We start from the raw sequence: 22,389 nt of genomic DNA on the forward strand, positions 1-22,389 counted from the left end.
CCGCGGCCGGCCGTGACGATCTAGCTGGTCAGGGCACAGTCGGTTCTGACCGGCCGCGGAGTCCTACGGGGTTCAGCCCAGGCGCCGCACCAGCGCCCGGTACTCGTCCCACAGCTCCTTCGGGGTGTGCTCGCCGAAGGTGTTGAGGTGCTCGGGGACCAGCGCGGCCTCCTCGCGCCAGACCTCCTTGTCGACCGTGAGCAGGAACTCCAGGTCGGAGTCGGCCAGTTCCAGGCCCTTGGTGTCGATCGCGTCCTTCGTCGGCAGGATGCCGATCGGGGTCTCGACGCCCTCGGCCTTGCCGTCCAGCCGCTCCACGATCCACTTCAGGACGCGGGAGTTCTCGCCGAAGCCGGGCCAGACGAACTTGCCCTCGTCGTTCTTGCGGAACCAGTTGACGTAGTAGATCTTCGGCAGCTTGGACTGGTCCTTGTCCTTGGCGACGTCTACCCAATGGCCCATGTAGTCGCCCATGTTGTAGCCGCAGAACGGCAGCATGGCGAACGGGTCGCGGCGCAGCTCGCCGACCTTGCCCTCGGCGGCGGCGGTCTTCTCGGAGGCGACGTTGGCGCCGAGGAAGACACCGTGGTTCCAGTCGAAGGACTCCGTCACCAGCGGTACGGCGGTGGCGCGCCGGCCGCCGAAGAGGATCGCGGAGATCGGCACGCCCTTGGGGTCCTCCCACTCGGGCGCGATGATCGGGCACTGCGAGGCGGGCACGGTGAAGCGGGCGTTGGGGTGGGCGGCCGGAGTCTCCGAGTCCGGAGTCCAGTCGTTGCCCTTCCAGTCCGTCAGGTGGGCCGGGGTCTCCTCCGTCATGCCCTCCCACCAGATGTCGTTGTCGTCGGTGAGGGCGACGTTGGTGAAGACGGAGTTGCCCCACAGCGTCTTCATCGCGTTGGCGTTGGTGTGCTCACCGGTGCCGGGCGCGACGCCGAAGAAGCCGGCCTCGGGGTTGATGGCGTACAGGCGGCCGTCCTCGCCGAAGCGCATCCAGGCGATGTCGTCGCCGATCGTCTCGACCGTCCAGCCGGAGATCGTGGGCTCCAGCATGGCGAGGTTGGTCTTGCCGCAGGCGCTCGGGAAGGCGGCGGCGACGTACTTCGACTCGCCCTGCGGCGGGGTCAGCTTGAGGATCAGCATGTGCTCGGCGAGCCAGCCCTCGTCGCGGGCCATGACGGAGGCGATGCGCAGGGCGTAGCACTTCTTGCCGAGGAGCGCGTTGCCGCCGTAGCCGGAGCCGTAGGACCAGATCTCGCGGGACTCCGGGAAGTGCGAGATGAACTTGGTGCTGTTGCACGGCCACGGGACGTCCGCCTCGCCCTCCGCGAGGGGCGCGCCGAGGCTGTGGACGGCCTTCACGAAGTGTCCGTCCTCGCCCAGCTCCTCGAGCACGGCGCTGCCCATGCGCGTCATCGTGCGCATGGAGACGGCGACATAGGCGGAGTCGGTGATCTCCACGCCGATCGCCGAGAGCGGGGAACCGAGCGGGCCCATGCAGAAGGGGACGACGTACATCGTCCGGCCTCGCATGGAGCCGCGGAACAGTCCCTTCTCGCCCTGGAAGATCTCCCGCATCTCGGCGGGGTCCTTCCAGTGGTTGGTCGGACCGGCGTCCTCCTCCTTCTCGGAGCAGATGAAGGTCCGGTCCTCGACCCGGGCGACGTCGGTCGGGTCGGATGCCGCGTAGTAGGAGTTGGGGCGCTTGATCGGGTCGAGTTTCCGGAAGGTGCCCTTCGCGACGAGCTCCTCGCACAGTCGCTCGTACTCGGCCTCTGATCCGTCGCACCAGACGACGTTGTCCGGTTGCGTCAGTTCGGCGATCTCGTTCACCCACGAGATCAGTTCCGGGTGCGCCACGATTGCTCCTAAATGAGGGATTTTTTGTTGGAGGCCCCGTGGGGGCTGCGACCCGGATGCTGCACTACGGCACTGCTGCCGCTCATCCGGTGCCGACCGCACTCATTTGATCATCCGACGACCATGCCCATATGTCCAGAGGGCGTCACAGGTGAGCGAGCGTGAGACCGGCCACGTCCGCTTCAGGGGCCGGCCACGCGGACGTCAACTCCCGTGAGACGATGGCCACTCTTGGCGGCCGGACTGATCCGTAACTTACGGTTCCGTAGGTACGATTCGTCCATGACTGCGTCCGTCCCCGAGGCGCGCACGGACACACCGGCCGTCGGCCGCGGTCCCGTCGCGCTCTCTTTGCCGCATCCGATCAAGCCCAAGCTCCGGGGCTGGCTCCATCTCGGTATGTTCCCGGCCGCACTCGTCGCGGGCCTGGTGCTGACCGCCCTCGCGGACTCCCCCAGAGGCCGGGTGGCCTGCGGGATCTACGCCCTCACGGCCTGTCTGCTGTTCGGCGTGAGCGCGCTGTACCACCGGGGCGACTGGAGCCCGCGCATGGACGGCATCCTGCGCCGCCTCGACCACTCCAACATCTTCCTGATCATCGCCGGCACCTACACCCCGCTGACCCTGCTGCTCCTGCCGGGCACCAAGGGGCGGTGGCTGCTGTGGGGGATCTGGGCGGCGGCGCTGGCCGGAATCGCCTTCCGGGTCTTCTGGGTGGGCGCCCCGCGCTGGCTGTACACGCCCTGCTACATCGCGATGGGCTGGGCGGCCGTGTTCTTCCTGCCCGACTTCCTGCGCACCGGCGGGATCGCGGTCCTGGTCCTGGTGATCGTCGGAGGAGTGCTCTACAGCGCGGGCGGCGTGGTGTACGGCATCAAGCGCCCGAACCCCTCACCGCGCTGGTTCGGCTTCCACGAGGTGTTCCACTCCCTCACCCTGGCCGCCTTCGTCGTGCACTACGTCGGCATCTCCCTGGTCGCCTACCAGCACGCGTAACCCGCTCCCGTCCGCCCAGGGCCACGGCTTCAGCGCCGTGGCCCTTTTTCGCGTCCGGATTTTATTGACAGTGGGCATCTTTTGAAAGCTACTCTCATTTCATGGTAACTGTCACTCAGACTCCCGACCCCCGCCGCTGGTGGGCCCTCGCCGCCCTCGTCGCGAGCATGCTGACCCTCGGCTTCGACATGACGATCCTCAATGTCGCCCTGCCGACCATGGCCGCAGAACTGGGCGCCACCACTGGTGAGCAGCAGTGGATGGCGGACGCGTACATCGTCGTGTTCGCGGCGCTCATGCTCCCCGCCGGACTGCTCGGCGACCGGTTCGGGCGACGCTCGATGCTGATCACCGGCCTCGGGATCTTCCTGGCCGGATCCGTCGTCGGCGCCCTCGCCGGGGACGTGACCACCGTCGTCGCCGCCCGCGCGGTGATGGGCGTCGGCGCCGCGCTGGTCACCCCGCTCGCGCTGTCCGTGCTGCCCTCGCTCTTCGGCCCCGACGAGCGCACCAAGGCGGTCGGCGTCATCTCCGCCGCCTCCGCGCTCGGCCTGCCGCTCGGCCCGATCATCGGCGGCTGGCTGCTGGACCACTTCTGGTGGGGCTCGGTCTTCCTGGTCAACGTGCCGATGGCCGCGCTCGGCATCGCCGCCTGCGTGTTCCTGCTGCCGGAGACCCGCGACCCCGCCTCCCCCAAGGTCGACACCGTCTCCACCGCGCTCACCGCGGCGGGGCTCGCCCTCCTCGTCTACGCGATCATCGAGGCGCCCGGGCACGGCTGGGGCGACCCGCTCACGCTCGCCCTGTTCGCGGGCTCAGCGGTGCTGATCGCCGGTCTGGTGGTGCGCGAGCGGCGCATGACACGCCCCATGCTCGACATGACGCTCCTCGCCCACCGCGGCTTCCTCTTCAACGCCCTCGCCGCGACCCTGGTGATGTTCGTCCTCTCGGGCCTGCTGTTCGTGCTGCCCCCGTACCTCCAGGCCGTCCTCGGCAACGACGCCCTCGGCACCGGCGTGCGGCTGCTGCCGATGATGGGCGGGCTGCTGGTCGCCGCACGGGCCGCGCAGCCCGTCGTCGCCCGCTTCGGCGCCCGTGCCGTGGTCAGCGCGGGCCTCGTGGCGCTGGCCTTCGCCGCCCTGCTGGGCAGCCGTACGACCGTGGACTCCGGCTATGGCTTCACCGCGCTGTGGCTCTCGGTCGTCGGCTTCGGATTCGGCTTCTCGGTCGTGCCCGCGATGGACGGCGCGCTCGGCGCCCTGCCCGCCGACCGGGCCGGCAGCGGCTCCGGGCTGCTGATGACACTGCGCCAGGTCGGCGGCGCGATCGGCATCGCGCTGCTCGGCAGCCTGCTCGCCGGGATCTTCCGCGACCGCCTGGACGTCGGCGGACTGCCCGAGGGGGCCGCCGACACCGCCGGGGAGTCCGTGGTCGCCGCCCACCTCGTCGCCGAACGCACCGGCACCCCCGACCTGGTGGCCTCCGCGAACAGCGCCTACGTGCACGGCATGGGCGTCGTCCTGCTGGTGTGCGCGGTCGCCTCGCTCGTCGCCGCGCTGCCGGCGGCGGTGTTCCTCACCGACGGCAAGGAAAGGGCGGAGTTGGTCCCGGCCTCGGCCGATGCCGGACAATGACCGGCATGACGGCCGCACGCACCACCTCCGCCGACCTCTCCCACCTGGGACTGCGGGAGCGGAAGAAGATCAAGACCCGGACGGCGATCCGTGCCGCGACGTACGCCCTGATCCGGGAACAGGGCTACGACGCCACGACGGTCGAGCAGATCGCCGAGCGCGCCGAGGTGTCGCCGTCCACGGTCTTCCGGTACTTCCCGACCAAGGAGGACATCGTCCTCACCGACGAGTACGACCCGCTGCTGCTGGAGGAGATCCGCAAGCGGCCGGCCGACGAGCCGTGGATCGACACCCTGCGGTACGTGATGCGCAAGGCCGTGGGCGCCGGGATGGAGGGGGACTCCGCCGACCTGCGGCTGCGCTCGCGTCTGATGGTCCAGGTGCCCGCGGTGCGCTCCCGGATGCTGGAGAGCATGTCCGTCACCGGGAAGATGCTCACCCAGGCCATCGCCGAGCGCACCGGCCGGGACCCGGAGAGCCTGGAGGTGCGGGTCTACACGATGTCCCTCATCGGCGGTCTCGCGGAGATCACCCTGTACTGGGCGGAGCACGACTTCCGCGACGACCTCCACGATCTGCTGGAGCGCGCGCTGGACGTCCTCGCGAACGGACTGCCCCCGGAAAAGCCCTGAGCCGGCGCCCCTCCCCCATGACATCCTGACCGGGTGACCGCACCGGAGATCCACCTCGAAGTCGCCCCCGAGCTGGCCCTGTTCGTTCCGCACGGCCGCCGGACGGGCGCGACCGCGCTCGTCACCGACGGAGTCTCCTCCCTCGGCCACGTCGTGGAGTCCCTCGGCGTACCGCTCACCGAGGTCGGGACGCTGGAGGTGGACGGCAGCGTCGTCCCCCTCTCCTACGTCGCCCGGGCGGGCGACAGGGTGGCGGTCCGCCCGGTGGAGCGTCCCCAGCGGGTGCCGGGCGCGCCCCTGCGCTTCCTGCTCGACGTCCACCTCGGCACCCTCGCCCGGCGCCTGCGCCTCCTCGGCGTGGACACGGCGTACGAGTCGACGGACATCGGCGATCCGGCCCTCGCGGCGCGTTCGGCGGCCGAGAAGCGGGTCATGCTGAGCCGGGACCGGGGGCTGCTGCGGCGGCGCGAGCTGTGGGCCGGGGCGTATGTGTACAGCACCCGCCCCGAGGACCAACTCCGGGACGTCCTGGAGCGGTTCCGCCCCGAACTGCGCCCCTGGACCCGCTGCAGCGCCTGCAACGGTCTGCTGAGGGAGGCCACGAAGGAGGAGGTCGCCGACCAGCTCCACGGCGGCACGCAGCGGTCGTACGACGTGTTCGCCCAGTGCCAGGACTGCGGCCGGGCGTACTGGAAGGGCGCGCACCACGATCAGCTGGTGGCGATCGTGGAACGCGCCCTGGCGGAGTTTGCGGGTTAGCTGCGCGACCCGGGGTGCCACGACGGTCGGCTTGCGGCTTTCTCGCCGTCGTGGCTGGTCGCGCAGTTCCCCGCACCCCTAAGGGGGTTCAGCGCCGCCTGAGATCCTTCTTGCCGCAGGCGATTCCGTCCCGGTTCCTGTCCAGGCCCAGCGGGTCGTCCTTGCCGTTGAGCTTCAGGCGGCCGTAGTCGTTGGCCTTGAGCCAGGTGCAGCGGGCGGCCGTCGTCTTCTTGACCTCCTTCGGGAAGGCCGTGGGGACGCAGACGTTGGCGGAGCCGTAGTGGCGGTCGCAGCCGGAGATCGTCGGGCTGACCGGCTGGGCCTTGCGCTTCTTGCCCGGCCCCGTGACCTTGCCGGACAGGTCGTCGGCGAAGGAGTGGACGTGCGCCGAGGCGTCCGTCGCCTTCAGGGCCGTAGGACCTTGCAGGTGGACCCACTTGGCGACCGACGGGACGCCGTTGGCGTCGACCGCGAAGAGCATGTACCAGCCGGGCGGGGCCAGGTTGGGGTTGCTCGTCACATTGAGGTCGATGTTGTTTCCGTCCACCGACAGCGGCAGGTCGACGAAGCGCTGGTTCGGGTCGGAGGAGTGCGTCACCGCCGCCGGGCGGATCAGCTCCGCCTTGGCGATCGGCCGGTCCACCGTGATCCGCTGCGTGTCGCCGTAGTTCCACTCGGTGTCGATCACCGAAGTGATCGCCGGACGCTCGCCCTTGAGCAGATAGGGCGGAGTGTAGATCGACACGTTGTGGTTCCAGGAGCCGTTGCCCGGGTTGTCACCGGTCGTCATCACCCGGCCGTCCGGGAGCAGGAACGCCGAGGAGTGGTAGCCGCGGGCCTCCGGGTCGGCGGCGACCTGGTCGAAGGTCTCCGTCGCCGGGTCGAAGATCGACGTCTCGTAGACGGGGTTCGCCCGGTTGTGCAGCGCGCCGCCCGTCTCCAGCACCTTGCCGTCCGGCAGCAGTACGGCCGAGACGTACATCTTGCCCTGGGCGCCGGTCTGCGCCACCGGACCGTTGCCGAGGTCGACCTTGCCCTGCGGGATCTGCGGCCCGGCCACGTAGGACGGGTTCGGCTGCTTGAGGTCGATGATGTCGGTCAGCCGGTTGGCGTCGGGGTTGGAGTCGATGTTGCCGCCGCCGAGGGTGAGGACCTTCTGGTCCTGCGCCGGAGGCAGCAGCACGCTCGCCGACTGGTCCCGCTCGTCCTTCCTCTGCAGCCCCGGCACCTGCGTGACGGTGTTGGCGCCGTAGTCGTAGATCGCCGAGCCGGTGCCCGGGATGTTGTTGCCGAAGACATGGCTGCCCGAGTAGAAGAGGCGGCCGTCCTGCATCAGGATCATCGACGGGTACAGACCCCAGTACGACCAGGTCTGGTTGACCTTCCACAGTTCGAGCCACTTCTGCTCGGCCTGCGAGAAGACCTCCGCGGTCACCGAACCGGTGGAGTCCTCCTTCAGCCCGCCGAAGGAGATCACGTCACCGTTGCCGAGGATGGTCGCCGACGGGTACCAGTGGCCGTCGTTCATGTCGTTGGTCTTGGTGTACGTCTCGGTCTCGGGGTCGAAGATGTACGAGTCCTTGTACCCCTGGTAGCCGATCGTGCCGTCCGCCGACGGATAGCCCTTGTTGCCGCTCATCACCAGCACCCGGCCGTCCTGCAGCTGGACATGGCCGGCGCAGAACATGTCCTTCGGGGTGGGGATGACCTTGTAGGTGCCGTTGGCGGGGTCGTACACGGCGGAGGTGAAGGTGCCCGCCTCGAACATCTCCTCGCTGTTGCCGGAGCCCGCGATCAGCAGCACCTTGCCGTTGTGCAGCACGACGGAGTGCATGGAGCGCACCGGGTTCTGGACCGGCAGCACGTCCCAGCGGCCGTTCGCGCACTCCTCGGCGGTGCCGGTGCACTCCGGCGGCGGGGTGACGTCGGGGACCTGTTCCATCGTGTAGTCGTCGGTGGTCGCCGAGCCGGTGCCGTACACCGAGACGCCCCAGCTGATCCGGTCGGTGCCGGCCGGGACCTCGGGGGTGCGGACGGTGGCCTCGGTCCAGCTCCCGGCCATCTCCAGCGTCTTGAGGTCGGTCCAGTACTGCCAGCCGGCCGTGGTGTCGTGCCGGAACAGGGTGACGTTGGCGTCCGGGGTGGTCGTCTTGTACCAGAGGCCGAGGTCGTACTGCTTCCCCGGCGTCACCACCGGCGCGCAGTCGGTGGACTCGGTGATCAGCGCCTTGCGGTCGCCCTCGACGCGCCGGGTCAGCTCCACCTTCATGGCCTTGGAGCCGGAGTGGGCGTCGGCGACGGTCTCGAAGGTGAAGTCGTTGTCGCCCCAGCCGGACTTGGACCAGCAGTAGGGCATGTCACCGTTGCCGGCTGTCTCGAAGCCCGGGTTCTTGATCAGGTTGGCGGCGGAGGCGGACTGAGGTGTGGTCAGGAGGAGGCCTGCGGTGAGCGTGCCCACCGCGAACAGGGCCGTTCTCCGTCGGTGTCTCATGCGGTGCTCCTTGCTGTGCGGCTCCTGTGCTGCTCCCCGCCGGTGTTCTTGCGGTTGCGGGGCAGGTAGACCAGCGCCTCGGTCGCGGCGAAGCGCAGGACGAAGGTGGTGACCAGGGCGACGGCGGTGGCGGTCAGGGCGTCCATCCCGAACTCGCCGACGAACAGCGCGATCAGCGGTATCCGCAGCACCAGGTCGGCGTTGGCCAGCAGCGCGAACCGGCCCGCCCGGTCCCACCAGCGGCGGTGCTGCCGTCGGTCGCGGAACAGCAGATGCTCGATGAGCAGGAAGTTCCAGGCGACCCCGAACTGGTTGGCGACGATCTCGGCGGGCAGGTAGTGCATGCCGAGGCCGGTGAGGATCCACAGGGCGAGCAGGTTCGGCACGAAGCCGGAGGCGCCGATCAGGCCGAAGCCGATCATCCGGGCGGCCGGGGTGGCGGTGCGCAGTCCGGCCAGATGGCGCAGGAAACGCAGGCCCTCCTGGGCGGTGGACTTGGACTCGCCCGCGAACCGGTCCTGGAAGACGAACGGCACCTCGGCGACCCGGCGCGGGCGGCTGCGGACGGCGAGTTCCAGGAGGATCTTGTAGCCCAGCGGCTTGAGGACGTCGGCGGTGACGGCCTGGCGGCGGATCGCGAAGAAGCCGCTCATGGGGTCGCTGATGCCGTGCAGCCGGCGCGGGAAGAGCGACTTGGTCAGCCAGGTGGCACCGCGGGAGACGGCGACCCGGTAGCTGCCGGCGAGCCCGGCCCGGCTGCCGCCCTTGATGTACCGGGAGGCGACGACGAGTTCGGCGCCCGCCCGCTCACCGGTGGCGACCAACTCCGGTACCAGGGACGGCGGATGCTGGCAGTCGCCGTCCATCACGACGATCCAGTCCGAGGTGGCCGCCTTGAGCCCCTCCACGACCGCCCCGCCGAGCCCGCCCACGGGCTCGTCCCGGTGGATCACTGCCACCGGGAACGGGCAGTCCTGCGCCGCCTCCTTGATCACCTCGGGGGTGTCGTCGGTGGAGTCGTCCACGAAGACGACCTCACAGGGCAGCCGGGCCGGCACCGACTCGGTGATCTGGTGCAGCAGTTCACGGATGTTGGCGGACTCGTTGAAGGTCGGTACGACGATGGTGACGGCGCCGGGCTCGGGGACCTCGGCGGCCTCCAGATCCGGGATCGGGGTGGTGTACTCCTGGCTCATCGGACGCCGCCTCCCGCGGTCTGGATCTGCCGGATCTCGATGCGGTCCTCGCCCTTGCCGAAGACGGCGACAGGGGTCGAGTGCTCCATGGCCGCCTTCACGTTCGGCAGGTCGGCCGCGTCACGCCGTACGGTCGGGGAGGCGACCACGTAGTCGATGTCCCGCCAGCCGCGGGGCATCGTCTTGGTCACCGCGGGGTCGAGGTCGGCCTTGTAGAACCAGATGACGCCGTTGCCGGGCCGGTACCCGGCGTGCACCAGGTCCAGCCAGAGCGCGTCGTCGACGAGGACACGGGTCTTCTCGGGCTGCTCCACCTCGGTGCTGAGCCACTTCGAGGCCGCCCGGTAGGGGGCGTTGGCGTCGGCCGTGACGGCGGTGCGGCCACCGTCGTACCAGCGCGGTACGACATAGGCGCCGGCTCCGATCGCGAGGACGGCGGCGAGGGTGTACCGACCCGCCAGCGGCAGCCGGCCCTTGCGCAGCACCGCGTGCGCGACCGAGGCGGTGCCCCCGGCGAGGACGAGGGCGAGGAACGGCAGCGCCTGGATGATGTACATCGCGGGCAGATAGCCGCTCGGGCGCATCGCGACCAGGGCGAGGATCGCCACCGCCGCGCAGGGCCCGGCGAGCGCGCGGGCCGTGACCGACCAGCGCCAGGTGGCCAGCAGCAGGAGGGCGCCGGCGAGGCCGCCGAGGGGGAGGACACGGTCGTAGTAGAGCCACGACTGCAGGACGCCGTACGAACCGGAGCCCTGGTCGAGGATGAAGCCCGAACCCGGCCTGGTCATCTGGTACTTGATGCCGTCCCACAGCGAGACGTGCCCGGCGCCGGGGAACAACTCGCCCTTCAGCAGGGCGAAGAGGGGGTACGACAGACCGATCAGGGCGCAGGCGGTGATCGCGCCGGTCACCGCGAACTTGCGGGTGTCGCGGTGGCTGTGCCGCCACATCGTGATGAGGATCGCCGGGAGGACGAACAGCATCGTCTCCTTGGTCAGCACCGCCGTCGCGGCGGCGATGCCGGCGCCGAAGTGGTGCCAGAGGTGGCGGCTCGGGGACGCGGCGAGGGTGAACGCGAGCAGCGTCCACATCACCGCGAGGTTGTCGAGGAAGATCTCGCGCTGCAGGATCACGGAGAGCGGGGAGAGCCCGAACAGCACCATGCCGAGCCCGGCGGCCCAGCGCGGCAGCGAGAGCCGGCGGCCGAGCACGTACACCAGGACCGCGCTGATCCCGCTGACCACCAGCATCGCGGCCCGCATCGAGCCGACGGTCATCGACTCGGGGCTGATCAGTGACGGTATCCAGGTGAGCAGTGCTATCTGGATCCAGCCGAAGGGCGGGTGGTCGTACCAGTACGTGTAGTGGGCGAGCCCCTTGCCCTCCTGGACGGCCCAGGCCTGGGCGAGGTAGGTGCCCTCGTCGTCGCTGAGCGTCGGGTAGGCGGCGATGTTCCAGCCCTGGACGACGAGGATCGCCACGAGGAGGAGACCGCACAGCAGGAGGTCGGGTCGGGAGCTGCGCAGCCTCTTCGGCGGGGCCGTCCGACCGGTCGAACCGGTTTCCGGCGCAGGCTGCCGCTGCGCGGGGACCTCGGCGGTCACCGCGGGGAGGGTGGAGGTCACGCGGGGACGTCCTCTCGGATCACGTCGGCCTGGTTGAGGTGGGCGCCGACATGGGTGGTCAACTCCCAGTCGTTGCGGCCGCGTTGCTCGCGCCAGACGGCACGGATCGCGGCGCCGGCGAGCAGCACCTGGTAGAAGGGACCGCCGACGATGAGCTTCAGGTAGTGCACGAAGCGGACGCGAAGTCCGTACTGCTTGCCGAAGTCGTGCAGTCCGACGACCTCGAAGACGAAGGTGACGAAGGCGGTGACGGCCGGCAGGAAGGTGATGAACGCGATCGACACCGGTACGTCGAGGAACAGGGCGATCGCCACGTTGAGCGGGATGATCAGACCGGTGAAGGCCTGGAGGAACGGCGTGGTGAGGGTGTAGCGGGCGAGCAACCGCTGCCCGAAGGTGGGCAGTTGCTTCCAGTCCTTCTTCCGGTAGACCTGAAGGAAGCCCTGGTTCCAGCGGGTGCGCTGCTTGAGCAGCGACATCAGGCTGCCGGGCGTCTCCTCCTTGGTCACCATGTCGGAGTCGTAGGCGACGACGACCTTCTTGCCGACGCTGGACAGACGGACGCCCAGATCGCAGTCCTCGGCGAGGCAGTTGGGGTCCCAGCCGTCGGCCTCCCGCAGCACGTCGGTGCGGACGAAGACGGTGTTGCCGCCGAGCGGGATGAAGCCCTTCTGCGCGTGCAGGTGGAGCCGGGAGCGGAACCAGAAGAAGTACTCCAGGCAGTTGCGCAGGCTGTACCAGCTGGAGTGGAAGTTGATGAGCTGGACGCCGCCCTGCACCACGTCCGCCCGGGTGGTGCGGAACGCGTGGTCGACGTGGGCGAGCAGCTCCGGGTGGACCTGGTCCTCGGCGTCGAAGACCCCGACGACGTCGCCGCGGCAGTGCGGCAGCGCCGTGTTCATGGCCTTCGGCTTGTTCTTCTTCTCGTGCGTGTCGACGACGACCCGGACCCGTGGGTCCCGCGCGGCCGCCCGCTCGGCGACGGCCGTTGTCTCCGGGTCGTCGTGCCCGACGATCACGATGATCTCGAAGTCGGTGTGGCTCGACTCCAGCAGCCGCTGGATGGTGTGGTCGAGCACGGCCTGCTCGTGCCGGGCGGGAAGCAGCAGCGAGAACGACAGGTGCTCACCGCCGTCCGGTCTGCTGAACCGGGTGGAGGCGAGCACCTCGGGCGTACGCCACGCGTGCATCTGCCACCACAGGGTGAACGCCGCCATCCAGAACAGGGCCAGTGAGACGACAGCGATGAAGACAGACGTGAGCAAAAGATCCCCCCAGATCCCAAATCCCCCTGTCGCGACGGGGAGTCACAACCGTCGCGCCACTGTGCAGAGATTAGGGGGGAACTGTGAAGCGCGAGAGGTGTTCCGATAAATAGCTTGTTTCGGAACGGTGCGGCGCCTAGCGGGAGCTATCCGAACACTTGCCCAATTTGGGCAGGCCGAACGGACCCTCCCGGCCGGCCTTTCAGCCGCTCAGCGCCGCGCGCAGTCGCTCCGGGTCGGTCGTCGGGGCGTCACACGTGAAGTTACGGCAGACGTACGCGGCCGGTTCACCGCCGACCAGCGGCCGTCCCGCGAGCAGCGGCAACTCGTCACTGTCCGCTGTCCCCACGGCGACGACGGCACCGGGCGCGGTGCCGAGCAGAGCCGTGCGATGCAGGGTCCGGGTGGCCGGGTCGTCCAGCGCGGGCCCGACGACCGCGACCTCCCGGGGCCCGTCGAGCCGCGCCTCGGCGGCGGCGAGCCCCCAGCCGATGAACCGGGGCACGCGCGGCCCGAGCGCCTTCACGACCCCGAGCGCCCGCTCGGCGGCGGTGCGATGGGGCTCGGCGCCGGTCTGCGCGGCATAGCTGAGCAGGGCCGCCGCGGCGGCGGTCCAGCCGGACGGCGCCGCGTTGTCGGTCGGGTCCTGCGGCCGCCGGATGAGCCGCTCGGCGTCCACGGCGGTGTCGTACAGGGCCCCCGACTCCGCGTCGACGAACCGGGTGAGCACATGGTCGAGCAGGAACCCGGCGAACTCCAGCCACACCCCCTCACCGGTGACGGACGCGAGCGCGAGGAACCCCTCGGCGACGTCGGCGTAGTCCTCCAGAACCCCGGCGTTGGCCCCGACCTGCCCGTCCTTGCTGGTACGGGCGATCCGCACCTGCTCGTCCAGATGCAGGCGTACGAGGAGATCGGCGGCGCACACCGCGGCCTCGACGAGGTCGGGGCGGTCGAAGTAGGCCCCGGTCTCGGCCAGCGCGGCGATGGCGAGCCCGTTCCAGGCGGCGACGACCTTGTCGTCCCGGCCGGGCGCGGGCCGCTCGGCACGGGCGGCGAGCAGCCGCTCCTTGATGCCGGAGACCTTGTCGGCGTCGAAGACGCCTTCCTGCTGCGGGAGTTGGAGGACGGAGGCGCCCTCCTCGAAGGTCCCCTCCTCGGTCACGCCGAAGTACTGGGCGGCGAGATCGGCGTCGTCCCCGAGGACGTCCCGGAGCTGCTGCGGAGTCCAGACGTAGTAGGCGCCCTCGACGTGCTTGCCGCTGCCGTCGTCGCTGTCGGCGTCGAGCGCGGAGGCGAACCCGCCCTCGGCGGTGCGCAGTTCCCGCACCATGAAGTCGGCGGTCTCCAGCGCGACCCGCCGGGCCGCCTCGGAGCCGGTGGTCCGCCACAGGTGGGCGTACACCCGGCACAGCAGGGCGTTGTCGTAGAGCATCTTCTCGAAGTGCGGCACGACCCAGTCACGGTCCACGGAGTACCGCGCGAATCCGCCGCCGAGCTGGTCGTAGATCCCGCCGCGGGCCATCCGCTCACAGGTGTCGGACGCCATCTGCAGCGCGCCCTCGGACCCGGTCCGCGCGTGATGGCGGAGCAGGAACTCGATGACCATGGACGGCGGGAACTTGGGCGCGCCCCCGAACCCGCCGCGCTGCGGGTCGTACTCCCGGGTGAGCCCGAGTAGCGCCTTCGCCAGCTCCTCCTCCCCGGGCGCCTGGCTGTCTCCGTAGGAGATCTCCCGCCCGGCGAGGTCCCGCACGATCTTCCCGGCCACCTCGGAGACCTCGTCCCGCCGCCCGTCCCAGGCCTGCCGCACCCCTTCCAGCACCTGCCGGAAGGAGGGCATGCCGTGCCGGGGGGCGGGCGGGAAGTAGGTGCCGAAGTAGAAGGGCTCGGCGTCGGGCGTCAGGAACACGGTCATCGGCCAGCCGCCCTGCCCCGTGGCGGCCTGCACCGCCTCCATGTAGACGGCGTCCACGTCGGGACGCTCCTCGCGGTCGACCTTGATGTTGACGAAGTGTTCGTTGAGGTAGTCGGCGGTGGCCTGGTCCTCGAAGGACTCGTGGGCCATGACATGGCACCAGTGGCAGCTCGAGTAGCCGACGCTCAGCAGTACGGGTTTGCCGGTGCTGCGCGCCCGCTCGAATGCCTCGTCCGACCAGGGCCACCAGTCGACGGGGTTGTCGGCGTGCTGGAGCAGGTACGGAGACGTCTCATGGGCCAGTCGGTTCGGCATGAGGTCCATCCTGCCGCAGTACCCCGGGGAGCGCGGGACAGCACACCCCACGAGCCCGATCATGCCGCCCCCTCCCCACGGCGTCCGGTCCGCAGCACACTTGACCAAGAAAGCCGTTGCCGCCGGAGGGGGACGTGACATGCGGGACAGCCATCGGACAGAGGCCGAGCGGCTGTTGGCCCGGGCCGTGGAGGAGGAGGTGCGGCGCTCCGGCGGGCGCACCGACGGAGGTGTGCTGCTGTCCCGGGCGAAGGGAGCGCTGGACGCCATGGCCGCGTCCGCGGCGGAGGAGTACGAGACGTACAGCCGCGCGGTCGAGGAGGCGGAGGCCGGACGGCTCACCTTCGGGCAGCGGTACGCCCGCGAGGGCGGCGGTACGCCGCTGCTGGTCGCCGGGGTGGCGGGCGTCGCCGCCGTGGTGGCCGACCTGGCGCTCGGCACCGGCACCGGGACGGCCCTGGGCGCGGGCGTGACCGTGGGCGTCGTCGGCGCCGCGGCGACGGTGGTGAAGGTGGCCGGGGCGCATCTGCCGGCCGCGCACCACCGGGCCGGGGCGGTCGGGCAGCCCGGCGGCCTGGAGCAGCTGCGGCTGCAGTGGCTGACCGCGCTGGAGGTACGCGGCATCCGGCCGTTCCTGGACCAGCAGCGGGTGCTGAGCGCCTCGACGGGGAAGAAGCCGACCCTGCGCGGCACCGACAAGAGCGCGGCGGCCCGCGGGCGCAGCGTGCTGGAGCAGTCCTTCGGCCAGCTCCCGGAGCCGGAGGAACCGTTCGCGGGCCGCCGCCAGGAGCTGGGGCGGATCCGGCAGTGGGTGCAGGCGGCCCGCGCGAGCACGGAGACCCGTCCGACGGTGGTCGTGCTGCACGGGGAACCCGGCAGCGGTCGTACGGCGCTGGCGGTGCTGGCGGCGCACGACCTGAAGGACCAGTTTCGCGGCGCCTGTGTGGTGGACCTGCGCGGCGACACCGCGGAGGAACCGCCGCTGTCGACACGGGACGCCCTGCTGCATCTGCTGAACCGGCTGGGCGCGCCGCGCGAGCAGCTGCTGTTCCGGGAGCGCTCCTCCCCCGAGCACCAGGTCAAGCGGCTGAGCGAGCTGTACCACCAGCATCTGACCGGACTGCCGGTCACGATCGTCCTCGACGACGCCAGTGACCCGGAGCAGGTGCGCACCCTGCTGCCCGAGCGGTCCGAGAGCCTGCTCCTGGTCGCGGCCCGCACGCCCCTGGAGCTGCCCGGGGACCTGCCCGCCTGGGTGCACCGGCTGCCGGTGGAACCGCTGGACGCGGCGGGCGCGGAGGAGCTGCTGAGCGCGGTGGCGCAGGACGCCTCCGGCCCGTACGACGCCGAATCCGCCGACCGGATCCGCCAGTTGTGCGGGGGCCTGCCGCTCGCCCTGCGCATCGCGGGCTCCTCGCTGGGCCCGCGCTCCCCGCGCCGGCTGGCCACGGACCTGTCCGCGTACGGTCCCGTGGAGCCGGTCGAGCGGGTGCTGTGGCTGCGCTACACCGACCAGTCGGAGCCGGCCCGGCGGCTGCTGCGCCGGCTGGCGCTGGCCGGGCGGGCCTCGCTGGGCGCCGCGGCGGCCGCCGCCCTGCTCGCCACGGACGAGCCGGAGGCGACCCGCCACCTGGTCGCCCTGTCCGAGGCGGGCCTGATCGACCATGTCCGCGGCAACCGCTACCGCCTGCACGACCTGGTCCGCGCCTTCGCCCACGCCCGTCTCCTGGACGAGGAGGAGCCGGCCGAGCGCACCTCGGCGCAGGAGCGGCTGATCGTGAACTACGCCGATCTGGCGGACTCGGTGCTGCGCCTGGTCGACGGCAACATGTCGACACGCTCGGACCGTTTCAGCCCGCACGGCTTCACCTCCCTGGACGAGGCCCTGCGCTGGCTGGACGACGAGTCGAGCTTCATCACCTCGGCGCTGCGGCACGCGGAGGGCGTGAACCAGGCGGCGGTACTGGAGCTGCTGGGCGCGCTGTGCGACTACTGCCTGCTGCGCGGGGACCTGTACCGCCTGGGCGAGATCAGCGAGCTGGCGCAGGCCGTGGACCAGGGCCTGCTGATGCGTTCGGTGCAGTGGCGCACGGGCATCGCGGCGCGGCAGCTGGGCGAGCTGGACAAGGCCCGCACGACGCTGGCCTCGGTGGTCGACCTCTACATGGAGGCCCACCACGACGCGGGCGCGGCCCGCGCCCTGTGCTCGCTCGGCATCACCCTGCACCACCAGGGCCAGCTGACGGAGGCGGCGCGGAAACTGCGGGAGGCGCTGGACCTCCAGACCCCTCCCCAACTGGCCACGGACCGGGCCTGGACGATGCACGCCCTGGCCGCGGTGGAACGCGACCGGGCACATCTCTCGGAGGCCCTGGACCTCCTGACCCGCTCCCTGGAACTGCACCGCGCGGGCGAGTCGGTGCACGGCGAGGCCTGGGCCCACTTCCAGCTCGGCCAGCTGGGCCTGCGCATGGGCGACGTCCCGAGAGCGGAGCGCGAACTGCGCTCGGCCCTGGACCTGTACGGCCGTACCCACGACGCACGCGGCGAGGCGTGGGCGCTGACCCAGCTGGCCCGCGCCCGCCTGGTGGCGGGGGACGCGCCGGCGGCGGTGGAGGGCCTGCGCGCGGCGGCCTCCCGCCACCGCGACAACGAGGACGCGCGCGGCGAGGCCTGGACGATCTACTACCTGGGCCAGGCCCTGGAGGAGACGGGCGACCTGGACCAGGCGGTCCGCGAACTGGAACGTTCCCGCACGATGTTCTCCCGCATGCGAGACGTCTACGGCCTGGCCTGCGCCCGGCACCACTCGGCGAGGGCGACGAGAGACCTGCGAGCGGCCCAGACGGGCTCGCTCAGGAACTCCGGGTTCGCCCGCCAGCTCCTGGTGGACGCCCGCGCCGACTTCCAGCGCATCGGCGTGGCCCACGGCGAGGCCTGGACCTGCCTGGAACTGGCGGTGGTGGAGGCGGGCAACTCCCGCACCCAGCAGGCGCTGGCCCTGTGCGACGAGGCGATCGGCCTCTTCACGTCCTACGGCGACCGCCGAGGCGAGGACTGGGCCCGCTTCCTCCGCTGCACCCTGCTCCCCTACGCGGCCCCGGGAGGCGTCGAGGTGGGCACGGCGGTGGCCCAGGAGGAACTGTCCCAGCTGTCGCGGGGCGGCCACGTGACGCGGGACGAGAAGCTGGACGAGTACGTGGGCGCGTACCGGCTGCTGCTGGAACGAGGCGTGAACCTGGAGGCGGGCTGGCAGGCCTGGCGCCTGCGCATGGTCCCGAACCGGCATGCCCGGGAGGTCATGGGGGTGGCGGTGGGGGCGTCTTCGGGGTGAGGGGGAAGCCGTGAGAGCCCACTTCGACCACCCGCGGCCACAGACAGCGCACCTGCTGCTGTCCGTGGCCGGACACTCACGGTGACGAGCGGGCGCCGCTCAGTCCTTCGCCTTCGGGGAGTCCTCCGCGGGGGCGTCCGCCTCCGGGTCCGGGGCCTCCGTGAAGGCGACCTTGCTCATGTGCTTGTTCATGGACTTCATCAGGCCCCACACCGCCAGTGCCATCACCGCGAAGACGATGAAGCCGAGGACGCCGGGGGTGACCTTGTCCTCGTCGACCTCCTTCGCGAGGGTGGCGAGGTGCGTCATTGCCAGGCTTGCGCTTGCGCTCATGTCAGGCATTGTCGCGGACGCCCGCGAAGAGGTCGTCCTCGGGGAGGGAGGTAGCGACGAGGGACTTCGCCAGCTCGTACTCCTCCGTCGGCCAGACCTCCCGCTGGAGCTCCATGGGCACCCGGAACCAGCCGCCGTCGGGGTCGATCTGCGTGGCGTGCGCGATCAGGGCCTTGTCGCGGATCTCGAAGAAGTCCGCGCACGGAATGTGCGTGGTCAGCGTGCGCTCGGTGCGCTCGAACTCGTCCCAGCGCTTGAGCCACTCCCCGTACGGCGACTCCAGGCCCCGGTCCAGCATCGCCTGGTGCAGCGCCTCGGTGCGGGGGCGGTTGAAGCCCTGGTTGTAGTAGAGCTTCTGCGGCTGGTACGCCGGGCCGAACTCGGCCTCCGGGTACTTCTCGGTGTCCGCGGCGCCCTCGAAGGCCACCATCGAGATCTTGTGGGTCATGATGTGGTCGGGGTGCGGGTAGCCGCCGTTCTCGTCGTAGGTGGTGATCACCTGGGGACGGAACGCGCGGATCTTCCGCACCAGCTCGCCCGCCGCCTTGTCGACGTCCTCCAGGGCGAAGCAGCCCTCCGGCAGCGGGGGCAGCGGGTCGCCCTCGGGCAGGCCGGAGTCGACGAAGCCGAGCCATTCCTGCTTGACCCCGAGGATCTCGCGGGCCTCGTCCATCTCCCTCTTGCGTACCTCGTGGATGTGCTCCTCGATGTACTTGTCGCCCTGGAGCTTGGGATTGAGGATGGACCCGCGCTCCCCGCCCGTGCAGGTCACGACCAGCACGTCCACCCCCTCGGACACGTACTTCGCCATGGTGGCCGCGCCCTTGCTCGACTCGTCGTCGGGGTGGGCGTGCACGGCCATCAGTCGCAGCTGGTCAGTCAAGACTCAATCCTCGTCGGTCGGCGCCCCCGGTGTGAACGGGCGCATACGGCGGCTTCTATAGTGACCGAATCGGGGGCCGAATAATTCCTGGGCCCGCTGCACGGCCCGCCCCGCCGAGAGGACGATCATGACCACGGCGAGCACGCGACTGCCCGAGGGCCGGTACGGGCGCTCCTCGGACGAGCGCGCCGACCGCAGGCTCAAGCTCGCCGGCGTCGTCCTCGGGGCCCTGCTCGTGGCGATGACGGGGTACTTCGGCTACCACTACGTCGGCCAGAACAATATCAGCGCCGAGATCATCGAGTACGACTTCACCGAGAGCGCGGTCAAGGTGCACCTGGAGGTCCGCAAGGACGCCGGCGCCTCCGGCTACTGCACGATCCGCTCGCAGGCGGAGGACGGCGCCGAGGTGGGCCGGGCGGACTTCCGGTTCGACGGGGACGCGACCCGGATCGACAAGGTCGTCACGCTTCGTACGACCTCGACGGGCACGACCGCCGAGCTGCTCGGGTGCCACGCCGACTGACCCATACGGGTCCACGGGAGCGGTTTCCCTCACATTGCGTAGGCGCTGACCTGCGTTGACGTAATTCTGGTGGCTTATGTCCTCCCCCTGGAGCCATTGAATTGTTAGGCTCGTGGTTTCGCCCATCCGTGAAGGAACATTCTTCTGGGTAGGGCGATGCTTTGTATTCCCAGTACCGACGAGGAGCACCTGTGACCCAGACCAGCGAGTCCGTCACCTGGCTGACCCAGGAGGCGTACAACAAGCTCAAGGACGAGCTTGAGTACCTTACTGGTCCTGCGCGCACGGAGATCGCCGCCAAGATCGCGGCCGCGCGCGAGGAGGGCGACCTGCGCGAGAACGGCGGGTACCACGCGGCCAAGGAGGAGCAGGGCAAGCAGGAGCTCCGTGTGCGCCAGCTGACCCAGCTCCTCGAGAACGCCCAGGTCGGCGAGGCTCCGACCTCCGCGGAGGGCGAGGTCGCGCCCGGCATGGTCGTGACGATCGCCTTCGACGGTGACGAGGACGACACCCTGTCCTTCCTGCTCGCCTCGCGCGAGTACGCGAGCGCCGACATCGAGACCTACTCGCCGCAGTCCCCGCTGGGCGCCGGCGTGATCGGCCACAAGGTCGGCGAGGACGCGGAGTACGAACTGCCGAACGGCAAGAAGGCCTCGGTGCGGATCCTGAAGGCCGAGCCCTACAGCGGCTGACCCCGCCCCAGCACGCCCTTGACCCGCCCCCGGCGTCCGCGCGACCTGCGCGTGACGCCGGGGGCGTCGTCATGCGGTACCGAGCGGGGCGGTGGCGGTCAACCGTCCGCCGAGCGGTACTTCCGCACCGCCAGCGTCCGGAAGAGCGCGACGATCACCACGGACCAGATCAGGGACGCCCAGACCGGATGCTGCATGGGCCAGGCGTCGGACTGCACCACTCCCGGATTGCCGAACAGCTCACGGCACGCCTGCACCGTCGCACTGAACGGGTTCCACTCGGCCACATGCCGGAGCCAGGGCGTCATCTGACTGGAGTCGACGAAGGCGTTCGAGATGAACGTGACCGGGAACAGCCAGATGATCCCGCCCGAGGTGGCCGCCTCCGGGGTCCGGACCGAGAGCCCGATCAGGGCCCCGATCCAGGTGAAGGCGTAGCCGAGGAGCAGCAGCAGGCCGAAGGCCGCCAGGACCCGGCCCGCGTTGGTCGGCTCCGCCGAGCCGGTACGCCAGCCCACGAGCAGAGCCACGATCGCGAGCACGAACAGCGTGATGCACGTCTGGACGAGATCCGCGACGGTCCGGCCCGTCAGCACCGCACCGCGGGCCATCGGCAGCGAGCGGAAGCGATCGACGAGCCCCTTCTGCATGTCGTCCGCGATACCGGCCGCCGACCCCGCGGTCGCGAACGTCACCGTCTGGGCGAAGATGCCGGCCATCAGGAAGTTGGTGTAGACGTCCGGGTCGGTGCTCCCGCCGACGCTCATCGAGCCGCCGAAGACGTACGTGAACAGGACCACGAACATCACCGGCTGGATGACACCGAACAGGATCATCTCGGGAATCCTGGTCATGCGGATCAGGTTCCTGCGGGCGATGACCAGCGCGTCAGTCGCGGAACTCATGCGACCTGCTCCTTCCCGGGCTCCTGCTCCTGGTCCTTCGCCTCGGCCACGTGTCCCGTCAGGGACAGGAAGACGTCGTCGAGGGTCGGGCGGCGCAGGCCGATGTCGTCGATCTCGATACCGCGGGCGTCCAGCTCGCGGATGACCTCGGCGAGGAGCTTCGCGCCGCCGGTCACCGGGACCGTGAGCTTGCGCATGTGGTCCTCGACGGTGGTCTCGCCCTTGCCGAAGCCGCTGAGCACCTCGGACGCGCCCTGTATGTGCTCGCGCTCGTGCACCACGACCTCGACGCGCTCGCCGCCGGTGCGGGCCTTGAGCTCGTCGGAGGTGCCCTGGGCGATGACATGGCCGTGGTCCACGACAGCGATGTCATGCGCGAGGTGGTCGGCCTCCTCCAGGTACTGGGTGGTCAGCAGCAGGGTCGTACCGCCGGAGACGAGCCGCTTGATGACCTCCCACAGCAGTTGCCGGTTGCGCGGGTCGAGGCCGGTGGTCGGCTCGTCCATGAACATCACGGGCGGTGAGACGACCAGGGCCGCCGCGAGGTCGAGGCGGCGGCGCATCCCGCCCGAGTAGGTCTTGGTGGGACGGTCGGCGGCCTCGGCGAGGTCGAACTGCTCCAGCAGGTCCTGCGCGCGGGCCTTGGCCGCCTTCGCCTTCATCTGGTAGAGCTGGCCGACCATCTGGAGGTTCTCGCGGCCGGTGAGATATTCGTCGACCGCCGCGAACTGGCCGGACAGACCGATGGAGCGGCGCACGGCGTCGGGGTGCTTGAGCACGTCGACACCGGCGACGACGGCCTTGCCGCTGTCGGGGCGCAGCAGGGTCGTCAGACAGCGGACGGTGGTGGTCTTGCCCGCTCCGTTCGGCCCGAGCAGGCCCAGGACGGTGCCTTCCGGCACATCGAGGTCGACACCGTCCAGTGCCCTTACGTCGCCGAAGGTCTTCACCAGACCTTCGGCATGGATGGCGCCTGGCATATAAGTCTCCGCGTCGTCGGGGATGCTTCGGTGAGCCTGGGTGGT

Annotated in this window: 17 protein-coding genes; 7 read left to right on the plus strand and 10 right to left on the minus strand. The window is 70.3% G+C overall.

The window, feature by feature from the left end; genetic code table 11:
* Positions 1-72: 72 nt before the first annotated feature.
* On the minus strand, positions 73-1,860 hold the full coding sequence (locus AC068Z_RS02130) for a phosphoenolpyruvate carboxykinase (GTP) (protein ID WP_478551418.1): 1,788 nt from the start codon (positions 1,858-1,860) through the stop codon (positions 73-75).
* 282 nt (positions 1,861-2,142) lie between these two features.
* Here AC068Z_RS02130 and trhA point away from each other — a divergent pair, with 282 nt between their 5' ends.
* The 4 genes from trhA (at position 2,143) to AC068Z_RS02150 (ending at position 5,881) form a co-directional block, all read left to right on the plus strand.
* On the plus strand, positions 2,143-2,856 hold the full coding sequence (trhA, locus tag AC068Z_RS02135; protein ID WP_478551419.1) for a PAQR family membrane homeostasis protein TrhA: 714 nt from the start codon (positions 2,143-2,145) through the stop codon (positions 2,854-2,856).
* Between the two features lie 101 nt (positions 2,857-2,957).
* On the plus strand, positions 2,958-4,490 hold the full coding sequence (locus AC068Z_RS02140) for an MFS transporter (protein ID WP_478551421.1): 1,533 nt from the start codon (positions 2,958-2,960) through the stop codon (positions 4,488-4,490).
* Between the two features lie 5 nt (positions 4,491-4,495).
* Entirely contained in the window at positions 4,496-5,122 is a 627-nt protein-coding gene (locus AC068Z_RS02145; RefSeq protein ID WP_478551422.1) for a TetR/AcrR family transcriptional regulator, read from the plus strand.
* Between the two features lie 33 nt (positions 5,123-5,155).
* Entirely contained in the window at positions 5,156-5,881 is a 726-nt protein-coding gene (locus tag AC068Z_RS02150; RefSeq protein WP_478551424.1) for a Mut7-C RNAse domain-containing protein, read from the plus strand.
* 88 nt (positions 5,882-5,969) lie between these two features.
* Here the strand turns inward: AC068Z_RS02150 and AC068Z_RS02155 are convergent, their stop codons facing one another.
* The 5 genes from AC068Z_RS02155 to AC068Z_RS02175 all read right to left on the minus strand — a co-directional run bounded on the left by AC068Z_RS02155 (position 5,970) and on the right by AC068Z_RS02175 (position 14,691).
* Positions 5,970-8,372: a galactose oxidase-like domain-containing protein gene (locus tag AC068Z_RS02155; RefSeq protein WP_478551425.1), complete on the minus strand. Its 2,403-nt coding sequence runs from the start codon at positions 8,370-8,372 to the stop codon at positions 5,970-5,972.
* Positions 8,369-9,568, minus strand: a complete 1,200-nt coding sequence (locus AC068Z_RS02160; RefSeq protein ID WP_478551426.1) for a glycosyltransferase — start codon at positions 9,566-9,568, stop codon at positions 8,369-8,371. Before AC068Z_RS02160 ends, AC068Z_RS02155 begins: the two co-directional genes overlap by 4 nt.
* Positions 9,565-11,193 (minus strand): ArnT family glycosyltransferase, encoded by a 1,629-nt coding sequence (locus tag AC068Z_RS02165; RefSeq protein ID WP_478551428.1) that lies wholly within the window; start codon positions 11,191-11,193, stop codon positions 9,565-9,567. Before AC068Z_RS02165 ends, AC068Z_RS02160 begins: the two co-directional genes overlap by 4 nt.
* Positions 11,190-12,458: a glycosyltransferase gene (locus AC068Z_RS02170; protein ID WP_478551430.1), complete on the minus strand. Its 1,269-nt coding sequence runs from the start codon at positions 12,456-12,458 to the stop codon at positions 11,190-11,192. Before AC068Z_RS02170 ends, AC068Z_RS02165 begins: the two co-directional genes overlap by 4 nt.
* Positions 12,459-12,660: 202 nt before the next feature.
* Entirely contained in the window at positions 12,661-14,691 is a 2,031-nt protein-coding gene (locus tag AC068Z_RS02175; RefSeq protein WP_478551432.1) for a thioredoxin domain-containing protein, read from the minus strand.
* Between the two features lie 139 nt (positions 14,692-14,830).
* On the opposite strand from AC068Z_RS02175, the gene AC068Z_RS02180 reads away from it, so the two are divergent.
* Positions 14,831-18,025, plus strand: a complete 3,195-nt coding sequence (locus tag AC068Z_RS02180) for a tetratricopeptide repeat protein (RefSeq protein WP_478551433.1) — start codon at positions 14,831-14,833, stop codon at positions 18,023-18,025.
* A gap of 99 nt (positions 18,026-18,124) precedes the next feature.
* Here the strand turns inward: AC068Z_RS02180 and AC068Z_RS02185 are convergent, their stop codons facing one another.
* Positions 18,125-18,367, minus strand: coding sequence for a hypothetical protein (locus tag AC068Z_RS02185; RefSeq protein WP_478551435.1), 243 nt, complete (start codon positions 18,365-18,367; stop codon positions 18,125-18,127).
* Positions 18,360-19,241: a mycothiol conjugate amidase Mca gene (gene mca / locus AC068Z_RS02190; protein ID WP_478551437.1), complete on the minus strand. Its 882-nt coding sequence runs from the start codon at positions 19,239-19,241 to the stop codon at positions 18,360-18,362. The genes AC068Z_RS02185 and mca overlap by 8 nt, the downstream gene beginning before the upstream one ends.
* Positions 19,242-19,368: 127 nt before the next feature.
* Here mca and AC068Z_RS02195 point away from each other — a divergent pair, with 127 nt between their 5' ends.
* Entirely contained in the window at positions 19,369-19,767 is a 399-nt protein-coding gene (locus AC068Z_RS02195; RefSeq protein ID WP_478551439.1) for a DUF4307 domain-containing protein, read from the plus strand.
* A gap of 191 nt (positions 19,768-19,958) precedes the next feature.
* Entirely contained in the window at positions 19,959-20,459 is a 501-nt protein-coding gene (gene greA / locus AC068Z_RS02200) for a transcription elongation factor GreA (RefSeq protein ID WP_451720832.1), read from the plus strand.
* Positions 20,460-20,557: 98 nt separating this feature from the next.
* On the opposite strand, the gene AC068Z_RS02205 is transcribed toward greA, so the two are convergent.
* Both AC068Z_RS02205 and AC068Z_RS02210 read right to left on the minus strand, forming a co-directional pair.
* The gene (locus AC068Z_RS02205) at positions 20,558-21,364 is read right to left on the minus strand and encodes an ABC transporter permease (RefSeq protein ID WP_478551442.1); all 807 of its coding nucleotides are present in this window, start codon (positions 21,362-21,364) and stop codon (positions 20,558-20,560) included.
* Positions 21,361-22,344 (minus strand): ATP-binding cassette domain-containing protein, encoded by a 984-nt coding sequence (locus AC068Z_RS02210; protein WP_478551443.1) that lies wholly within the window; start codon positions 22,342-22,344, stop codon positions 21,361-21,363. Before AC068Z_RS02210 ends, AC068Z_RS02205 begins: the two co-directional genes overlap by 4 nt.
* Positions 22,345-22,389: the final 45 nt, after the last annotated feature.

It is taken from the genome of Streptomyces sp. NPDC043726 (assembly GCF_056436565.1).

Coding starts and splice junctions, on each gene's coding strand:
- trhA (WP_478551419.1), top strand. CDS start 2,143: ATGACTGCGTCCGTCCCCGAGGCGCGCACGGACACACCGGCCGTCGGC.
- AC068Z_RS02140 (WP_478551421.1), top strand. CDS start 2,958: ATGGTAACTGTCACTCAGACTCCCGACCCCCGCCGCTGGTGGGCCCTC.
- AC068Z_RS02145 (WP_478551422.1), top strand. CDS start 4,496: ATGACGGCCGCACGCACCACCTCCGCCGACCTCTCCCACCTGGGACTG.
- AC068Z_RS02155 (WP_478551425.1), bottom strand. CDS start 8,372: ATGAGACACCGACGGAGAACGGCCCTGTTCGCGGTGGGCACGCTCACC.
- AC068Z_RS02160 (WP_478551426.1), bottom strand. CDS start 9,568: ATGAGCCAGGAGTACACCACCCCGATCCCGGATCTGGAGGCCGCCGAG.
- AC068Z_RS02175 (WP_478551432.1), bottom strand. CDS start 14,691: ATGCCGAACCGACTGGCCCATGAGACGTCTCCGTACCTGCTCCAGCAC.
- AC068Z_RS02180 (WP_478551433.1), top strand. CDS start 14,831: ATGCGGGACAGCCATCGGACAGAGGCCGAGCGGCTGTTGGCCCGGGCC.
- AC068Z_RS02185 (WP_478551435.1), bottom strand. CDS start 18,367: ATGCCTGACATGAGCGCAAGCGCAAGCCTGGCAATGACGCACCTCGCC.
- AC068Z_RS02195 (WP_478551439.1), top strand. CDS start 19,369: ATGACCACGGCGAGCACGCGACTGCCCGAGGGCCGGTACGGGCGCTCC.
- AC068Z_RS02205 (WP_478551442.1), bottom strand. CDS start 21,364: ATGAGTTCCGCGACTGACGCGCTGGTCATCGCCCGCAGGAACCTGATC.
- AC068Z_RS02210 (WP_478551443.1), bottom strand. CDS start 22,344: ATGCCAGGCGCCATCCATGCCGAAGGTCTGGTGAAGACCTTCGGCGAC.